This is a genomic window from Nostoc punctiforme PCC 73102, from assembly GCF_000020025.1.
GTDB lineage: Bacteria > Cyanobacteriota > Cyanobacteriia > Cyanobacteriales > Nostocaceae > Nostoc > Nostoc punctiforme.
Genome location: NC_010628.1, coordinates 2,684,169 through 2,703,484 on the forward strand (window position 1 = coordinate 2,684,169; position 19,316 = coordinate 2,703,484).

Below are 19,316 nucleotides of genomic sequence, written 5' to 3' on the forward strand. Positions count from 1 at the left end.
CGAATTAGCTGATGTAGAGGTAATGTTTCTGTGAATATCGAACAATTGGTCGTTGATCTTAGTAAACAGGGTGTAAAGTTGTGGGTTGAAGGTGAGCAGTTGCGTGTTAATGCTCCAAAAGGGGTATTGACACTAGAAACTCGTGACTTATTAGCTAAAAATAAAGCAGAACTTATCTTCTTGCTGCATGAGAAAAATACAGACACCGATACAGATTTCCCCCCGATCAAAGCCGAGCGTCCTCAGAACTTACCTCTGTCTTTTGCCCAAGAACGACTCTGGTTATTAAACCAGTTGGAACCAGATAACTCCTCCTATAACGAACAAGCAGCTCTAAAACTTCACGGGGAATTAAACGTCGTGGCGCTAGAGCAAAGCCTCAACAAAATTATCGATCGCCACGAAGCTTTACGTACTAACTTCCGCACTATCAACGAGCAGCCAGTCCAGGTAATTACTGACAGCTTAAACTTAAATGTGCCAATAGTAGACCTATCAAAATTACCTGAAAGTGAAAGAGAAATCGCTTGCCAACAATTAGCCACAACTGAAGCTGATCGACCCTTTGACCTTGCTAGTTCTCCTTTAATCCGAGCTTCTGTGGTTAAACTTACAGAGGTAGAATACGCTTTGGTACTAACAATACACCACATTGTAGTGGATGGTTGGTCAATAGGCGTATTGATGCGCGAGTTAGCAACCATTTACTCAGCCATCTGCAATAACTTGTCCCCAGAGCTACCTGAGCTACCAATTCAGTATGCCGACTTTGCTATTTGGCAACGGCAATGGTTGCAATCAGAAGTACTCCAAACGCAGCTTGATTACTGGAACCAACTACTCAAAAACGCTCCCACGTTACTAGAATTACCCACAGACAGACCAAGACCAGCGATTCAAACTTTTCGGGGCGAAATTCAATATGGAGAATTTTCAGTTGAACTGAGTGAAGCGATCGCTAATTTCACTAGGCAAGAGGGAGCCACCCTATTCATGACGCTGTTTGCGGCTTATGTCACCTTGCTTTATCGCTATACAGACTCCGATGACATTGTAGTGGGTACGCCCATTGCTAACCGCGATCGCTTAGAACTTGAAGGGTTAATTGGCTTTTTTGTCAATACTTTAGTATTACGTACCGATTTATCTGGCAACCCCAGTTTTCAGCAATTGCTAAGTCGAGTGCGGCAACTGACACTGCAAGCTTACGCTCATCCAGACCTGCCCTTTGAGGAGTTGGTAAAAGCATTGCAGCCACAACGTGACCTCAGCTATACACCACTGTTTCAGGTGATGTTTGTCCTCCAGAATGCGCCCATATCTGAAGTAGAGCTTGCTGGCTTAACTATCAGTTCATTGCCAGCCCAAAGCGCAACTGCCAAGTTTGATTTAACTTTATCAATGCAGAACACTGCAACTGGATTGGTCAGTGTGTGGGAGTACAATGCTGACTTGTTTGATGCCAGCACAATCGAGCGGATGAGGGGGCATTTCCAAACATTGCTCGAAGGAATTATTGCTAACCCTCAAGAGCAGATTTCACAATTGCCTCTGCTAACAGAAATTGAACAACAGCAGTTATTACTAAAGTGGAATGATACAGGGGTAGATTATCCCCAAGATAAATGTATTCATCAGTTATTTGAGGAGCAGGTTGAACTTACTCCCGATGCTGTAGCAGTGGTGTATGAAAATCAATATCTTACATACCACGAATTAAACTGTCGCGCTAACCAGTTGGCGCACTACCTCAAGTCTTTGGGTGTAAAAGCCGATGTGCTAGTGGGTATTTGTGTAGAACGTTCTTTAGAAATGGTGGTGGGACTGCTAGGGATTCTGAAGGCGGGTGGCGCTTATTTGCCACTTGCTTCAGACTATCCTACCGAGCGTTTGCGCTTGATGTTAGAAGATGCTCAAGTTTCGGTATTGCTGACTCAGCAGAAACTCCTCGACAGACTGCCTGAGCATACTGCACAGCTTCACTTCGGCTCCCTTCCCTACGGGACGCTACGCGAACGGCTCCGCTCAGGGCAAGCCGCTCAGTACAAGGTTTGTTTAGATGCTGACTGGCAGCTTATTTCTCAGTTAAGTCAGGATAATCTAATATCTGAGACACAAGCAACTAATTTGGCTTATGTGATTTACACCTCTGGTTCTACAGGTCAACCCAAGGGAGTACTGATTACCCATCAAGGATTATTAAATTTGGTGTTCTGGCATCAACGCACTTTTAAAATCACGACCTTAGACAAAGCTACTCAGCTAGCAGGAACAGCATTTGATGCTGCTGTATGGGAATTGTGGCCTTACCTGACCGCAGGAGCAAGTATATATTTAGTCAAACCTGAAATTCTTTTATCTCCAGTGGATTTGCAAGATTGGTTGGAATCTAAAAAGATCACTATCAGTTTTTTGCCAACACCAATGGCAGAGCAATTATTGTCTCTGGAATGGCCAGAAAGTACAACTTTGCGAACCATAGTGACTGGAGGAGATAAGCTTCATCGATATCCATCAGGTTTACTCCCTTTCCAGGTAGTGAATAATTATGGTCCAACTGAAAATACTGTTGTCACAACTTCAGGACTAGTAGTTTCTAATGGGCGGGATAATAATATCTCACCACCCATCGGTCGCCCTATAGCCAATGTTGAAATCTATATATTGGACTCTTATTTACAGCCAGTACCTATAGGTGTACCAGGAGAATTGCATATTGGTGGTGCAGGATTAGCAAGAGGCTACCTTAACCGTCCAGAGTTAACACAAGAAAAATTCATCCCCAATCCTTTTAGTGATGAATCACATTCCCGCCTCTACAAAACTGGGGATAAAGCACGCTATTTAAATGACGGCAATATAGAATACGTCGGACGCATTGACGACCAAGTAAAAATACGTGGTTTCCGCATCGAGTTGAGCGAAATTGAAGCAGTATTGAGCCAACATAGTGATGTGCAGTTATCTTGTGTCATCGCCCGTGAGGATAGCCCTGGTGATACTTGTACTGAGCGACTTGTGCCGAGCATCTCGACTTCGCTCGATGGAACCGGAGCCGAGGTAAGTCGAAGTAAACGTTTAGTCGCCTACGTGGTAGCACATCAAGACTGTAAACCCGTAATCAGCGAACTACGACAATTCCTCAAAACAAAGCTGCCAGAATACATGGTGCCAAGTGCTTTTGTAATCTTGGAATCCTTACCCCTGACTCCCAACGGCAAAGTTGACCGCCGCGCCTTACCAAAACCAGATTTAGACACCACACTGCTAGAAAAATATGTCGCCCCGCGCACACCCATTGAGGAAATGCTGGCACTCCTTTGGGCACAAGTGCTGAACCTAGAGCTTGTAGGCATATATGATAACTTCTTTGAACTTGGAGGGCACTCACTACTAGCAACACAACTGGTTTCACGTATCCGCAACATTTTCAAAGTGGAATTACCATTGCGTGAATTGTTTGCCAGATCAACAGTTGTCGAATTGGCGCAATCGATTGGGCAATTACAGCAACAGGTACTTCGACTTACCTCGGCTCCGGTTCCATCGAGCGAAGTCGAGATGCTCGGCACGAGTCGCTCAGTACAAGACTTAGAACTTTCTACACCATTCATCACACAAAGGGCAGAGAATGCTCAATTACCACTGTCTTATGCTCAACAGCGTCTTTGGTTTTTAGACCAGTTCGAGCCGAACAGTGCCTTATACAACATTCCCTTAGCTTTGCGTCTAGTCGGAACTCTTAATCAAGTTGCCCTAGAACAAAGCTTACATGAAATCATTAATCGCCACGAAGCCTTACGCACCAATTTTGTAACCGTTAATGGACAACCAACTCAAATTATTCAAAAACAAACGAATTGGACAGTAACAGTAGTTGACTTGAAGCATTTATCAACACTTGTACTGAGCGAAGCCGTTGGCGTTCGCGTAGCGTCTCCGTTAGGAGAAGCCTCTGCCTCAGCAGAAGTAACTGAACAAGAAATCGCTACACAGCAATTAGCGCGACAACAATCTATTGAGCCTTTTGATCTGGCAAATCAAGCATTAGTTAGGGCGACATTAGTAGTGCTTAACGAGACAGAACACATCTTGTTAGTGTGTATGCACCATATTGTCTCTGATGGCTGGTCAATGGGTGTATTTCTTCAAGAACTAGCAGCACTGTACAACGCTTATTCTCAAGATCAACCGTCTCTACGAGACGCTATGCGTAGCTTGCTTCCCCGAAAGGGTACACCTTTAGCACCACTGCCGATTCAGTATGCAGATTTTGCACTGTGGCAAAGACAATGGTTGCAAGGAGGCGTACTGCAAAGCCAACTGAGTTACTGGCAACAACAACTGGCAAACGCACCAGCCTTGTTGTCTCTACCCACAGACCGACCAAGACCTGCTGTGCAGACTTTCGCTGGCGCACATCAAGAGTTTGTACTCTCGCAGAAGCTCACTCAAGGATTGATACAACTAAGTCAAAAGCAAGGAGTAACCTTGTTTATGATGCTGTTGGCAGCTTATGATACCCTGCTTTACCGCTACACAGGTACAGAAGACATTTTGGTGGGATCTCCCATTGCTAACCGCGATCGCAGTGAGATAGAAGGGTTGATTGGCTTTTTTGTCAATACCTTAGTGATGCGTACCAATTTAGCAGGTAATCCGAGCTTTAGTGAATTACTGGGTCGTGTTCGAGAAATGGCAATGGAGGCATACACTTATCAGAATTTGCCTTTTGAAATGCTGGTGGAAGCATTGCAACCACAAAGAGACCTCAGTCATACACCACTGTTCCAAGTCATGTTTGCACTTCAGAATGTGCCTTTGTCTGGAGTAGAGTTGGCTGGGTTAAGTGTCACTCCATTGATGCCAGAAAGTACAACTGCAAAGTTTGATTTAAATTTATTCATGCAGAATACTGCTACTGGACTAGTGGGTGTATGGGAATATAACACTGACTTATTTGATGCCAGCACAATTGAGCGGATGACGGGCCATTTTGTGACATTGCTTGAAGGTATTATTGCTAACCCAGAACAGCAAATCTCACAATTGCCCCTGCTGACACAAATTGAACAGCATCAGTTATTAGTGGAGTGGAACGATACTCAGGTAGATTATCCACAAGATTTGTGCATCTATCAGTTATTTGAAGAGCAAGTTCAGCGCACCCCCGATGCTGTAGCGGTTATATTTGAAAACCAACAACTTACTTACTACCAATTAAACTGTCGCGCTAATCAGTTGGCAAATTACTTGCAGTCTTTGGGAGTGTCCGCAGATGTACTGGTGGGTATTTGTGTGGAGCGCTCCATAGAAATGGTTGTTGGATTACTGGGCATCCTCAAGGCGGGTGGGGCTTATGTGCCACTTGACCCAGACTATCCCCAACAACGTTTGAGTTTCATATTAGATGATGCGGCGCTGCCAGTGTTGTTAACTCAACAATCATTATTGGAATCTTTGCCAGAGCATACCGCACAGGTAGTATGTTTGGATAGCGATCGCCAACTCATTGAGCAACACAGTCGAGAAAATCCACTCACTGGCGGCAAACCAGAAAACTTGGCTTATGTAATTTATACTTCAGGTTCCACAGGCCAGCCAAAAGGAGTTCAAGTTAACCACAGCAGTGTAGTCAACTTTTTAGCTTCCATGAGTCATTGTCCGGGATTAACTGACTCTGATACTTTCTGTGCCGTTACTACCATATCCTTTGACATTGCGGCTTTGGAACTATATCTGCCACTGGTGGTAGGAGCGAAGGTAGTAGTAGTTCGGCGTGAAGTCGCCAGTGATGGCGCTAGGCTGTTACTAGAGTTACAGCACTCAAGCACAACGGTGATGCAAGCGACTCCAGCGACTTGGCAAATGCTGGTAGCTTCCGGCTTATCTACTCAACAGTTGGGAATGAAACTCTTGTGTGGGGGAGAAGCCTTACCACCTCAATTAGCCCATCAATTACTAGAAACTGGTGCCCAAGTATGGAATCTCTATGGGCCGACAGAAACAACAATTTGGTCGAGTATTTGCCAACTTAGGAATGAGTCAACGCAACTAGAAGCTAAAAGTGCGATCGCACCCATTGGTCGTCCCATAGCTAACACTCAATTTTACATTTTAGATTCACACTTACAACCAGTTCCTGTAGGTGTAGCAGGAGAATTGCATATCGGTGGTTTAGGTTTAGCAAAAGGCTACCTTAACCGCCCACAATTGACACAAGAAAAATTTATCTCTAACCCCTTCAAAAGAAGCAGAGGAGCAGGGGAGCAGGCGAGCAGAGGGGAAACCTTTAATTCTAATCGCCTCTACAAAACAGGGGATTTAGCCCGCTATTTACCAGATGGCACAATTGAATACCTGGGACGAATTGACAATCAAGTAAAAATACGTGGTTTCCGCATTGAGTTGGGAGAAATAGAAGCAGTCCTGAGCCAACATGAGGATGTGCAAGCATCTTGTGTTATCGCCCGCGAAGATACCCCAGGTGATAAACGCCTAGTCGCCTACGTAGTACCGCATCTAGGACAGACACCTACAGTTAGCCAGTTGCGCTCCTTCCTGTCTAACCAACTGACTACTTACATGGTGCCACATACTTTTGTGATGCTAGAGTCCCTGCCTCTTACTCCCAACGGCAAGGTAGACCGCCGCGCATTAAAAGCACCAGACTCTCGTGGAGAACTAGAAGTCAGTTTTGTAGCCCCACGCAATCAAACCGAAGAAATATTAGCGCAGATTTGGACAGAAGTTCTCAAAGTAGAGCAAGTAGGAGTTCACGATAACTTCTTTGAACTCGGTGGAGATTCTATTCTCAGTCTTCAAATCATCAACAGAGCAAAGCTTGCAGAATTGCAACTGACTCTCAAGCAATTATTTGCACATCAAACAATTGCAGAATTGGCCATAGTGGCAAATGTAGCGAGTGTTATCCAAATAGAACAAGGTTTGGTAACAGGGACATTACCTCTAACGCCAATTCAACACTGGTTTTTTGAGCAAAATTTACAACAACCGCATCACTTTAATCAATCATTTCTGCTCTCAGTACCATCTGACCTCAAGCCAGAGCTATTAAAGCAAGTATTACAGCAATTGCTAGTACATCATGATGCTCTGCGCCTACGTTTTACACAATCTGACTCTACTTGGCAGCAAACTCACTCTGCTGTGACTGATAGTGTTGCTTTCTCTTATATAGACTTATCGGCACTCCCACAGAATAAACAAAAAACTGCGATTGAAGCTAGCGCAACTTGCTTACAGGCGAGTTTGAATCTGTCAGAAAATCTAGTGCAAGTCGCCTTTTTCTATCTGGGTATTGACAAAAGGGCACGATTACTAATTATTATCCACCACTTGGTAGTTGACGGCGTTTCTTGGCGAATTTTGTTAGAGGATTTGCAAACAGCTTACCAGCAACTTGCTCACGGTAAAGTAATCGCACTGCCTGCTAAAACAACTTCTTTCAAAGATTGGTCTAACAAACTAACCAAATACGCACAGTCAGAAACAATAAAATCCGAGATGGCTTATTGGTTGAATGAATCTCGCGCCGCAGTTTCTCCTATGCCAGTTGATTATACACAAGGGGCAAACACTGTTGAAGCAGCTAGTACAGTAACAGTGTCGTTAAATGAAGCGCAAACTCGCGCTTTGCTACAAGATGTGCCAAAAGCTTACAACACTCAGATTAACGATGTGCTACTAACTGCTTTGGCGCTGGTTTTGAGCAGATGGACTAACTCAAGCTCTGTGCTGTTCAACTTAGAAGGTCATGGGCGGGAAGACATTATTGATGGTGTAGATTTGTCGCGCACTATCGGTTGGTTTACAACCATCTTCCCTGTACTTTTGGAACTGGGAGCAACAGAAAATCCAGCCGATGCCTTAAAATCTGTCAAAGAACAACTGCGGGCTATTCCTAATAAAGGAATTGGCTATGGCTTATTGCGTTATCTGATTCAGGATGCAGAAATTGCTGCCCAACTAGAGGCATTACCGCAAGCAGAAATCAGTTTTAATTATTTGGGTCAATGTGACCAACTGCTCAATACATCTTCTTGGATGCAGCTAGTTAGTGAGTCTACGGGACACAGCCACAGTTTGCAGAACAACCGCGCTCATCTACTAGATATTAATAGCGTTATTGCTGGAGAACGGTTACAAATAGATTGGACTTACAGCCCAAATATCCACCAGCACGCCACAATCGAAAGTCTGGCACAAGAATTTGTCAAGACATTGCTTGGACTAATTGCTCATTGTTCATCGCCTGAGAGTGGAGGTTACACACCTTCAGATTTCTCGCTAGTCAAGCTCAATCAGCCAGAAATAGACCAATTGTTGGCAAGGTTAGTATCCAAAAATCAATCAGGCAAAACTAACTCCAGAAATATTGAAGATATTTACCCGCTCTCGCCAACGCAACAGGGTATGCTGTTTGAGAGTTTGTACGCTCCAGACTCAGGAGTATATTTTCAGCAGTTAAGTTGCACTTTGACAGGTAAGTTGAATGTGACAGCATTTGAGCAAGCTTGGCAGCAAGTGGTAGCACAGCATTCAATCTTGCGGACTGCTTTTGTTTGGGAGCAATTAGCCCAGCCACTTCAAGTAGTGTATCGGCAGGTGGATGTTAACCTCAACAGCCATGATTGGCAACAGTTATCTGCACAAGATCAACAACAGCAATTAGAGCTTTTGTTGCACTCACAGCGAAAACAAGGTTTCCAACTGTCTCAACCACCACTGATACATCTGAGCCTCATCCAATTGAGTGCAGATACTTATCAATTTATTTGGAGTTCTCATCACTTATTGCTTGATGGCTGGTCGATGCCTTTGGTTTTCAAAGACTTATTGTACTTTTATCAAGCAATTTCTCAGGGTGAAAACTTAGCTGTTCAACCAACCCAAAGCTACCGCAACTATATTGCTTGGCTACAGAAACAAGACTTAGCCCAAGCTGAACAATTTTGGAGAGAAAAACTCCAAGGTTTTACTGCACCCACTCCTTTTAGTGTTGATAAAAAACAATCATCAAACCGTAAAAAGTTAGATTCTAGCTATAGCGAACAACAAACTCAACTGACAGTGCAAGCGACAGCCGCAATCCAAAGTTTTGCACGGAAGCATCAACTGACGATAAATAATCTGGTGCAAGCAGCTTGGGCATTACTGCTGTGTCGCTACAGCCAAGAAACTGATGTAGTTTTTGGTGCAACTGTATCTGGTCGTCCGCCATCTCTTGTTGGTATCGAGTCGATGGTGGGACTATTTATCAACACCTTGCCAGTGAGAGTTCAAGTTTCAGACGATACCCAAGTGTTGGCTTTATTGAAGGATTTACAGGCGCAACAAGTTGAATCTGAGCAATATTCATATAGCTCATTGGTGGAGATTCAAGGTAAGAGTGAAATCAACAGAGGAACACCTTTGTTCGAGAGCATTGTTGTCTTTGAGAATTATCCAGTTGATGAGGCAGTGCAATCACACAATTACAGTTTCTCTATAGACAAGATTCACGCTATTGAACAAACTAATTATCCTCTGACTGTAATTGCTGCTGTTGGTAAGCAATTGTTAGTGAAGATTAGCTATGATATTAGCCGCTTTGATGATGCAACAATTACTCGCTTGTTAGGACATTTCCAAATATTGCTTGAGGGAATTGTTGCTAACCCACACCAGAGGATTTTACAATTGCCTATGCTGTCACAGACAGAGCAACAGCAATTATTAGTGGAATGGAACGATACTCAGGCAGATTATCCACTAGATAAATGTCTCCATCAGTTGTTTGAGGATCAGGTTGATAGCACTCCAGATGCGATCGCAGTTGTGTTTGAAAATCAACAACTCACTTACCAGCAATTGAATAGTCGTGCTAACCAGTTGGCGCACTACCTGAACTCTTTGGGAGTGGGAGCAGATGTGCTGGTGGGTATTTGTGTGGAACGCTCAATAGAAATGGTTGTCGGATTGTTGGGCATTCTCAAGGCGGGTGGGGCTTATGTACCAATTGACCCGAACTACCCACAAGAGCGGATTCGTTTCATGCTGCAAGACTGTGGAGCAAAGGTTTTGCTCACCCATAGTCAACTCAAATTGGGGGCTGGGGGTTGGGAATCAGGGACTGGGAATAAAGAAACTTTTCCGCAATCCCGCTCGATACTGTGTTTAGATCGCGATAACTTTGCCAACCAATCTACAGAGAACCCCAGTCGGCAAAGTCAACCCGATGATTTAGCTTATGTAGATGATTTAGCTTATGTAATCTATACATCAGGCTCTACAGGACAACCCAAAGGGGTACAACTACTGCATCGGGGTTTAAGTAACTATTTACACTGGGCTAAAGATTACTACGCAGTAGCACAAGGACAAGGTACACCTGTGCAGTCTTCCCTGAGCTTTGATGCAACCATTACCTCCCTGTACCTGCCGCTAATTTGTGGGCGTACCACCATTTTGGTAAGAGAAAAACAAGAATTGCAGCTTCTAGCAGACATTGTTAAACAAAACAATCATCTATCCCTCGTCAAAATCACACCTTCGCATCTGGAAATACTCAATCAGCAAATTGAGCCTGATACCATGCCGAATCGGGTCAATGCCTTTGTTTTGGGCGGTGAGGCATTACACGCTAACCAAATAATTCCCTGGTTGACTCATGCCCCCAATACCCGCTTGATTAACGAATATGGTCCGACAGAAGCGGTTGTCGGGTGTTGTGTCTACGAAGCAACTGGAAAAAGGGATCTGGCGGGTGATTTATTAATCGGACAGCCAATTGCCAATGTACGTATTTACATTTTAGACAACCAAAACCAACTCCTGCCTGTCGGTATTCCTGGGGAACTTTGTATTGCCGGGGCTGGTTTAGCCCGTGGCTATCTCAACCGTCCCGAACTCACATCTGAAAAATTCATCGAACTCGACTTATTTGGTAAAAAAGAACGAATCTACAAAACTGGCGATTTAGCCAGATGGTTGCCTGATGGTAATCTTGAATACCTAGGACGCATTGACAACCAAATAAAAATTCGCGGTTTCCGCATCGAGTTGGGGGAAATTGAGGCATTACTCAACCAACATGATGATGTGCAGGCATCTGTAGTCACTGCCCGTGAAGATACCCCAGGTGATACTTGTACTGAGCGAAGTCGAAGTAAACGCTTAGTTGCCTACGTGCTGCCGCATCAGCATACACCCACAATCAATGAACTACGGCAATTCCTGAAAGCAAAGCTACCAGACTACATGGTGCCAAACGCTTTTGTGATGTTGGAATCAATGCCACTCACTCCCAACGGCAAAGTAGACCGTCGCGCCCTACCTGCACCAGATTTACACAGCGATGCCTATGGCGGGCTACGCCTACGCACAGAAAAATATGTAGCCCCGCGTACTCCGATTGAAGAAATACTGGTACAAATTTGGTCACAAGTGCTGAAAGTAGAGCAAGTAGGCATACACGATAACTTCTTTGAACTTGGGGGACACTCGCTACTAGCAACACAAGTACTTTCACGTATCCGCGATCGCTTTAAAGTCAAACTCCCTTTACACGAATTGTTCAATACCCCAACCATCGCTGAATTAGCGCCATCAATCGGGAAGTTACAGCAACAAAACTCAGACCTAACTGTTCCACGCATTCTACCAAGGAGCAAGAGATGATGATTGAAGAATTACCCCTATCTTATGCTCAACAGCGTTTGTGGTTTTTAGACCAGTTAGAGCCGAACAGTGCTATATACAACATCCTTTTAGCTTTGCGTCTAGAGGGAAATCTCAATCGGGCTGCCTTAGAACAAAGCTTTCAAGAAATTATTGATCGTCATGAAGCATTACGCACTAATTTCATTACGGTTGATGGAAAACCTTCTCAAATTATTCAAACACAAATTAATTGGACAATTTCAGTTGTTGAGTGCGAACATCTGCCACCAAGCGAACAAGAAATCGCTACACAGCAATTCGTTCAACAACAAGCGATTCAGCCTTTTGACTTGGCAGAGGGAGCATTAATCAGAGCGACATTAATTGTGCTATCCAAGACAGAACACATATTGTTACTGTGTATGCACCATATTGTCTCTGATGCCTGGTCATTGGGTGTATTTGTCCAAGAACTAGCAGCACTATACAACGCTTATTCTCAAGGAGAACCGTCACCTTTAATACCACTGCCGATTCAGTACGCAGATTTTGGCATTTGGCAAAGAGAGTGGTTGCAAGGGGAGCTACTGCAAAATCAAATCTCGTACTGGCAACAACAACTAAAAGATGCACCAGCCTTGTTGTCCCTACCCACAGACCGACCAAGACCTGCTGTGCAGACTTTCGCTGGCGCAATTCAAGAGTTTGCACTCTCAGTTGAGTTAAGCAATCAGCTGACACAACTGAGCCAAAAACAAGGGGTGACTTTGTTCATGACACTTTTGGCAGCCTTTGATACCCTACTTTACCGCTACACAGGACAGTTAGACATTTTAGTAGGGTCTGCGATCGCAAACCGCGAACACAGTGAAATTGAAGGGTTAATTGGCTTTTTTGTCAATACTTTAGTCTTGCGTACTGATTTATCAGGCAACCCCAGTTTTAGCGAATTACTTTCTCGCGTTCGGCAAGTAGCTCTAGGAGCATACTCTCATCAAGAGTTGCCATTTGAAATGCTAGTTGAGGCATTACAACCAGAACGGAATCTCAGCCATCCACCACTGTTCCAAGTGATGTTTGTACTCCAGAATACACCCATGTCTGGAGTAGAACTTGCTGGCTTAACTATCAGTTCTTTGCCACCCCAAAACACAATTGCTAAGTTTGATTTAACTTTATCAATGCACAACTCAGTTACTGGGCTAGTGGGGATATGGGAATATAACACTGACTTATTTGATGCCAGCACAATTGAGCGGATGGCAAAGCATTTTGTAACACTGCTCTCTGGAATTGTTGCTAATCCAGAGGAACGGATTTCGCAATTGCCTTTGCTGTCCCACACAGAGCAACAGCAGTTATTAGTTGAATGGAATAATACTCAAGCAGACTATCCTGTTGATAAGTGTATTCATCAGTTGTTTGAGGAGCAATCTGTGAGTACACCCGATGCTGTAGCTGTGGTGTTTGAAAATCAACAACTAACTTACCACCAGTTGAATAGTTGTGCTAACCAGTTGGCGCACTACCTCAAGTCTTTGGGTATAAAATCAGATACGCTGGTGGGTATTTGCGTGGAACGCTCAATAGAAATGGTAGTGGGACTGTTGGGGATTCTCAAGGCAGGCGGAGCTTATGTACCACTTGACCCAGAGTATCCTACTGAGCGTTTGGCTTTCATGTTAGAAGATGCTGAAGTTTCCATACTGTTGACTCAACAGCGACTTATTGACAGACTTCCTGAGCATCAAGCAAAATTTATCTGTTTAGATGAAGCTTGGGAACAAATTGCCCAAAACAATCAAGATAACCCAACAAGTGAAGTCAAAGCTTTTCATCTAGCTAATCTGATTTACACTTCTGGTTCAACAGGTAAACCTAAAGGTGTGATGGTTGAGCATAAGGGATTATGCAACCTAGCTCAAGCTCAGATTCAAACTTTTGGCTTGACTTCGGATAGTCGCGTTCTTCAGTTTGCCTCCTTCAGTTTTGATGCTTCTATCTCAGAAATTTTGATGGCTCTGGGGTCGGGTGCAAGGCTGTATCTGGGAACAAAAGACTCTCTACTGCCTGGGAAGCCATTAATTGAGCAATTAAGCGATCGCAGCATTACCCATATCACCCTACCGCCATCGGCGTTAGCAGTTATGCCTGGGTCGGAACTTCCGGCACTGCAAACAATAATTGTAGCGGGAGAAGCAAGTTCATCTGAATTAATCAGACAATGGTCTGCTGGCAGAAACTTCTTCAATGCCTATGGGCCAACAGAAGCTAGTGTCTGTGCCACAATCGCAAAATGCACTGAAGATGACAATAAAATATCTATTGGTAAGGCGATCGCCAACGTCCAGGTTTATATTTTAGATGAATATCTGCAACCAGTACCGATTGGTGTACCAGGTGAATTGCATATTGGTGGTTTGGGGTTGGCACGAGGCTACCTTAATCGTCCAGAGTTGACAAAAGAAAAATTTATTCCCAATCCCTTCGCTCGAAGCAGGGAAGCAGGGGAGCAGGGGAGCAGAGGAGCAGAAATTCTTCTAAATTCCCAATTCCCAGTCCCCAGTCCCCAATCCCCAATCCCCAATCCCCGACTTTATAAAACCGGAGATTTAGCACGCTATTTACCAAATGGCAACATTGAATACCTGGGACGCATCGACAATCAGGTAAAAATCCGTGGCTTCCGTATCGAGTTGGGAGAAATTGAAGAATTACTGAACCAACATAGTGATGTGCAGACAGCTTGTGTTATTGCCCGTGAAGATCATCCAGGTGATACTTGTACTGAGCGACTCGTGCCGAGCATCTCGACTTCGCTCGATCGAACCGGAGCCGAGGTAAGTCGAAGTAAACGCTTAGTTGCCTACGTGGTAGGACATAAACAACATTCACCTACAATTAACCAGTTAAGATCCTTCCTCTCTAGCCAACTGCCACAATACATGATACCTCATGCTTTTGTGATGCTAGAGTCTTTACCTCTGACTCCCAACGGCAAGGTAGACCGTCGCGCATTGAGAGCGCCAGACTCTCGTGAGGGACTGGAAATAAGTTTTGTCGCCCCGCGCACTCCGATTGAAGAAATCCTGACGCAAATTTGGACACAAGCCCTGAAAGTAGACCAAGTAGGCATATATGATAACTTCTTTGAACTTGGGGGACACTCACTACTAGCAACGCAATTAGTTTCACGTATCCGCAACATTTTCAAAGTGGAACTACCATTGCGTGAGTTCTTTGCCAGAACAACAGTTGCCGAATTAGCGCGTTCGATTGAGCAATTGCAGCAACAAGACTTAGAATTGGTTTCCCCACCCATCTTACCAAGGGCAGAGAATGCAGAATTACCACTGTCTTATGCTCAACAGCGTCTTTGGTTTTTAGACCAGTTCGAGCCAAACAGTGCCATATACAACATTCCTATGGCTTTGCGTCTAGTCGGAACACTTAATCAAGTTGCCTTAGAACAAAGCTTGTATGAAATCATTAATCGCCACGAAGCCTTACGCACCAACTTTGTGATAGTTGATGGAAAACCTTCTCAACTTATTCAAACACAAACGAATTGGACAGTAACAGTAGTTGACTTGAAGCATTTATCAACACTTGTACTGAGCGAAGCCGTTGGCGTTCGCGTAGCGTCTCCGTTAGGAGAAGCCTCTGCCTCAGCAGAAGTAACTGAACAAGAAATTGCTACACAGCAATTAGCGCAACAACAAGCTAATCAACCGTTTGACTTAGCAAACCAAGCATTAGTTAGGGCAACATTAATTGTGCTGTCCGAGACAGAACACGTTTTGAGTGTATGTATGCACCATATTGTCTCTGATGCTTGGTCAATGGGTGTGTTTATCCAAGAACTAGCAGCACTGTACAACGCTTACTCTCAAGGTGAGCCGTCACCTTTAACACCACTGTCGATTCAGTACGCAGATTTTGCCATTTGGCAAAGAAATTGGTTGCAAGGAGAGGTACTGCAAACTCAAATCTCGTACTGGCAACAGCAACTAAAAGCTGCACCAGCCTTGTTGTCCCTACCAACAGATAGACCCAGAGGATCTGTGCAGACTTTCGCTGGTGGACATCAAGAGTTTGCACTCTCAGTTGAGTTAAGCAATAAGCTGACAAAACTGAGCCAGGAGCAAGGGGTTACTTTATTCATGACGTTGTTGGCAGCGTTTGATACGCTACTTTACCGCTACACAGGTACGGAAGATATTTTGGTGGGTTCGCCAATTGCAAACCGTAATCGTAATGAAATTGAAGGGTTAATTGGCTTTTTTGTCAATACTTTAGTGTTACGTACTGACTTATCAGGCAACCCCAGCTTTAGCGAATTACTTGGTCGCGTTCGATTAATGGCAATAGATGCTTATGCTCATCAGGACTTACCTTTTGAAATGCTAGTAGAAGTATTGCAGCCAGAACGGGATCTCAGTCATACACCACTTTTTCAAGTCATGTTTGCCCTCCAGAATGTGCCTATGTCTGAGATAGAGCTTGCTGACTTAACTATCAGTTCTTTGCCAGTAGAAAGCGCAACTGCCAAGTTTGATTTGTTTTTATCAATACAGAACACTGGTACTTCTGCTGAGGCAGAGGCTTCTCCTAACGGAGACGCTACGCGAACGCCAACGACTACGCTCAGTACAAGTAATGGACTGGTGGGTGTATGGGAATATAACACTGACTTATTTGATGCCAGCACAATTGAACGGATGACTGGACATTTTATGACATTGCTCTCTGGAATTGTTGCTAACCCAGAGGAGCGGATTTCGCAATTGCCTTTGCTGTCACAGACAGAGCAACAGCAGTTATTAGTTGAATGGAACAATACTCTGACGGATTATCCCCGTGATAAATCTATCCATCAGTTGTTTGAGGAACAAGTAGAGCGTACACCCAATGCAGTGGCGGTGGAGTTTGTAGACGAGCGCAGCGAGGCTTCTCGGAGAGTAAATCAACAACTGACTTACCACCAATTAAACTGCCGTGCTAACCAGTTGGCGCACTACCTGAAGTCTTTGGGAGTATCCGCAGATGTGCTGGTAGGCATTTGTGTAGAGCGATCGCTAGAGATGGTAGTAGGACTACTTGGCATTCTCAAAGCTGGTGGGGCTTATGTGCCACTCGATCCAAACTACCCTCAAGAGCGTTTGGCTGTCATGTTAGAAGATGCTCAAGTTTCAGTGTTGTTAACCCAACATTCACTCCTCAACAGATTACCTCAGCATCAAGCTCACCTTGTCTTTTTGGATACTGACTGGCAACTGATTTCTCAGTCTAGTCAGGATAATCTCATCTCTGATGTGCAAGCAACTAATTTGGCTTATGTAATTTATACCTCTGGTTCTACAGGTAAGCCTAAAGGTGTAGCCTTGAATCAGCTTGCTCTTTGCAATTTGATTCTGTGGCAACTGCAAAATAATACAATTTCCACTGGAGCAAAAACGCTGCAATTTGCTCCTATTAGCTTTGATGTCTCCTTCCAAGAAATGTTTTCTACCTGGTTTTCGGGAGGCACATTGTTCTTAATTACGGAGGAATTGCGCCGAGATACCTCAGCTTTGTTAGGTTTTCTCCAAGAAAAAGCTGTTGAGAGACTGTTTGTTCCCTTTGTTGCCTTACAGCAACTAGCTGAAGTCGCTGTTGGTAGTGAATTAGTTAATAGTCATCTGCGGGAAATCATTACTGCTGGGGAACAGTTGCAAATTACTCCCGCGATTTCTCAATGGTTAAGCAAACTAACCGATTGTACTTTGCACAATCATTACGGGCCATCGGAAAGCCATGTAATTATCACTTTTACTCTGAATAACTCAGTAGAGACTTGGCCGCTACTGCCTCCTATTGGCCGTCCCATTGCTAACACGCAAATTTACATCCTGGATCAGTACCTACAGCCTGTACCCGTCGGTGTAGCAGGAGAATTGCACATTGGTGGTGTCTCTTTGGCGCAAGGCTACCTCAACCGACCAGAGTTAACACTTGAGAAATTCATCTCCAACCCCTTTAGCACTGACGGGCATTCACGCCTCTACAAAACAGGGGATTTAGCCCGCTATTTACCAGATGGCAACATTGAATACCTGGGACGTATTGACAATCAGGTTAAGGTGCGAGGCTTCCGCATTGAATTGGGAGAAGTTGAAGCAGTACTGAGCCAGCATGGAGATGTGGAGGGATGTTGTATCATTGCCCACGAAGATACGCCAGGTGATAAAAGGCTAGTTGCCTACGTGGTAGCACATCAGAACTCTACACCCACAATCAGCGAACTACGGCAATTCCTGAAAGCAAAGCTACCAGACTACATGGTGCCAAGCGCTTTTGTAATGTTGGAGTCAATGCCACTAACTCCTAGCGGCAAAGTAGACCGCCGTGCATTGCCTGCACCGGATTTACACAGCAGTAATTCAGACAAATATGTAGCTCCACGCAACCAAGTAGAACTGGAACTAACGCAAATCTGGTCAAGAATTTTGAAAGTTGACAAAGTGGGAGTAAAAGATAATTTCTTTGACCTCGGTGGTCACTCTCTTTTAACTCCTTACTTAATGGCTCAAATTAAACAGCAGTTTGGTAAAAATATTGCGATCGCCAGCCTTTACCAAAATCCAACTATTGAACAATTGGCAACTATTGTACCATTCGATTCAGATTCTAAGAGTGGATCTCCCTTGGTAATACTTCAGCCGCACGGTTCTAAGCCACCTTTGTTTTGTCTTCCAGGGGCTGCGGGCTATCCCTTTTACTTGTATGATTTAGCCCGTTGTCTGGGTTCAGACCAACCATTTTACAGTTTCCAAGCAATTGCTCCTGGTGAAGGAGGAGAACTAATTACCCAAGTTGAGGATGTAGCCGCCCGTTATATTCAAGAACTCTTTGTTGTTCAACCACAGGGGCCGTATTTTTTAGCAGGGCATTCTTTTGGCGGTAAATTAGCCTTTGAAATGGCGCAGCAGTTACTTCGTAAAGGTTATAAGGTTGCTTTAGTTGCCATTCTTGATACTACAGCACCATTTCATCAGAAAAATCCATCAGCTTTTGATTTGGATAACACTAAATGGTTGGCTGAATTAGCAGACACAATCGAAGTTGTTTACGGGAAAAAGATGGATTGTTCTGTTGATACTCTTCAATCTATGGTTTGGGAAGATCAGCTGAAATACGTTCTAGAAAGGTTAAAAAATGCTGACATCTTACCTCCTGACGATGAAATTACGCAGCTTAATAATATGGTGCAACTGCTCAAAGCTAACGCTGTAGTGAATTATGTACCACAAGAGATTTATCCAACCAAAATTACTCTCTTACGCGCCAAGGAGAATGTCGTCAAGGTTAATGAATCTAATAGTGAAGTACTTTCTGATATTTTGCAGGATTCGCACTGGGGATGGAGCAAATTTTCTGCCGAACCAGTGAATGTCCATTTTGTCCCAGGTAATCATGTAACGATGATGAATCTGCCCCATGTTCAGACCTTAGCGGAACAGTTGAAAGCTTGCATTGAGCAAGCACAAGAAGTTAGAGGCGATGGATATAAACCTGATTTTGATAATCAGATTCGGCCTATTAAGTTTTTATCTAATCCACATCCTGTAGATATTAAGTGAGTTAATTTGAGTTGAAATTTAAATGTAAGG

The 19,316-nt window shown here is 44.1% G+C and carries 2 protein-coding genes; both read left to right on the top strand.

All coding sequences use genetic code 11. The features are described from left to right. Positions 1 to 30 precede the first annotated feature (30 nt). Entirely contained in the window at positions 31 to 11,682 is an 11,652-nt protein-coding gene (locus NPUN_RS40615; RefSeq protein WP_012408785.1) for a non-ribosomal peptide synthetase, read from the top strand. Beyond that, positions 11,679 to 19,286, top strand: a complete 7,608-nt coding sequence (locus NPUN_RS40620) for an amino acid adenylation domain-containing protein (protein WP_012408786.1) — start codon at positions 11,679 to 11,681, stop codon at positions 19,284 to 19,286. Before NPUN_RS40615 ends, NPUN_RS40620 begins: the two co-directional genes overlap by 4 nt. The last annotated feature ends 30 nt before the right edge of the window (positions 19,287 to 19,316 follow it).

Bases quoted from the DNA above. Each gene is read 5' to 3' on its own strand.
- NPUN_RS40620 (WP_012408786.1), top strand. From the start codon at position 11,679: ATGATGATTGAAGAATTACCCCTATCTTATGCTCAACAGCGTTTGTGG.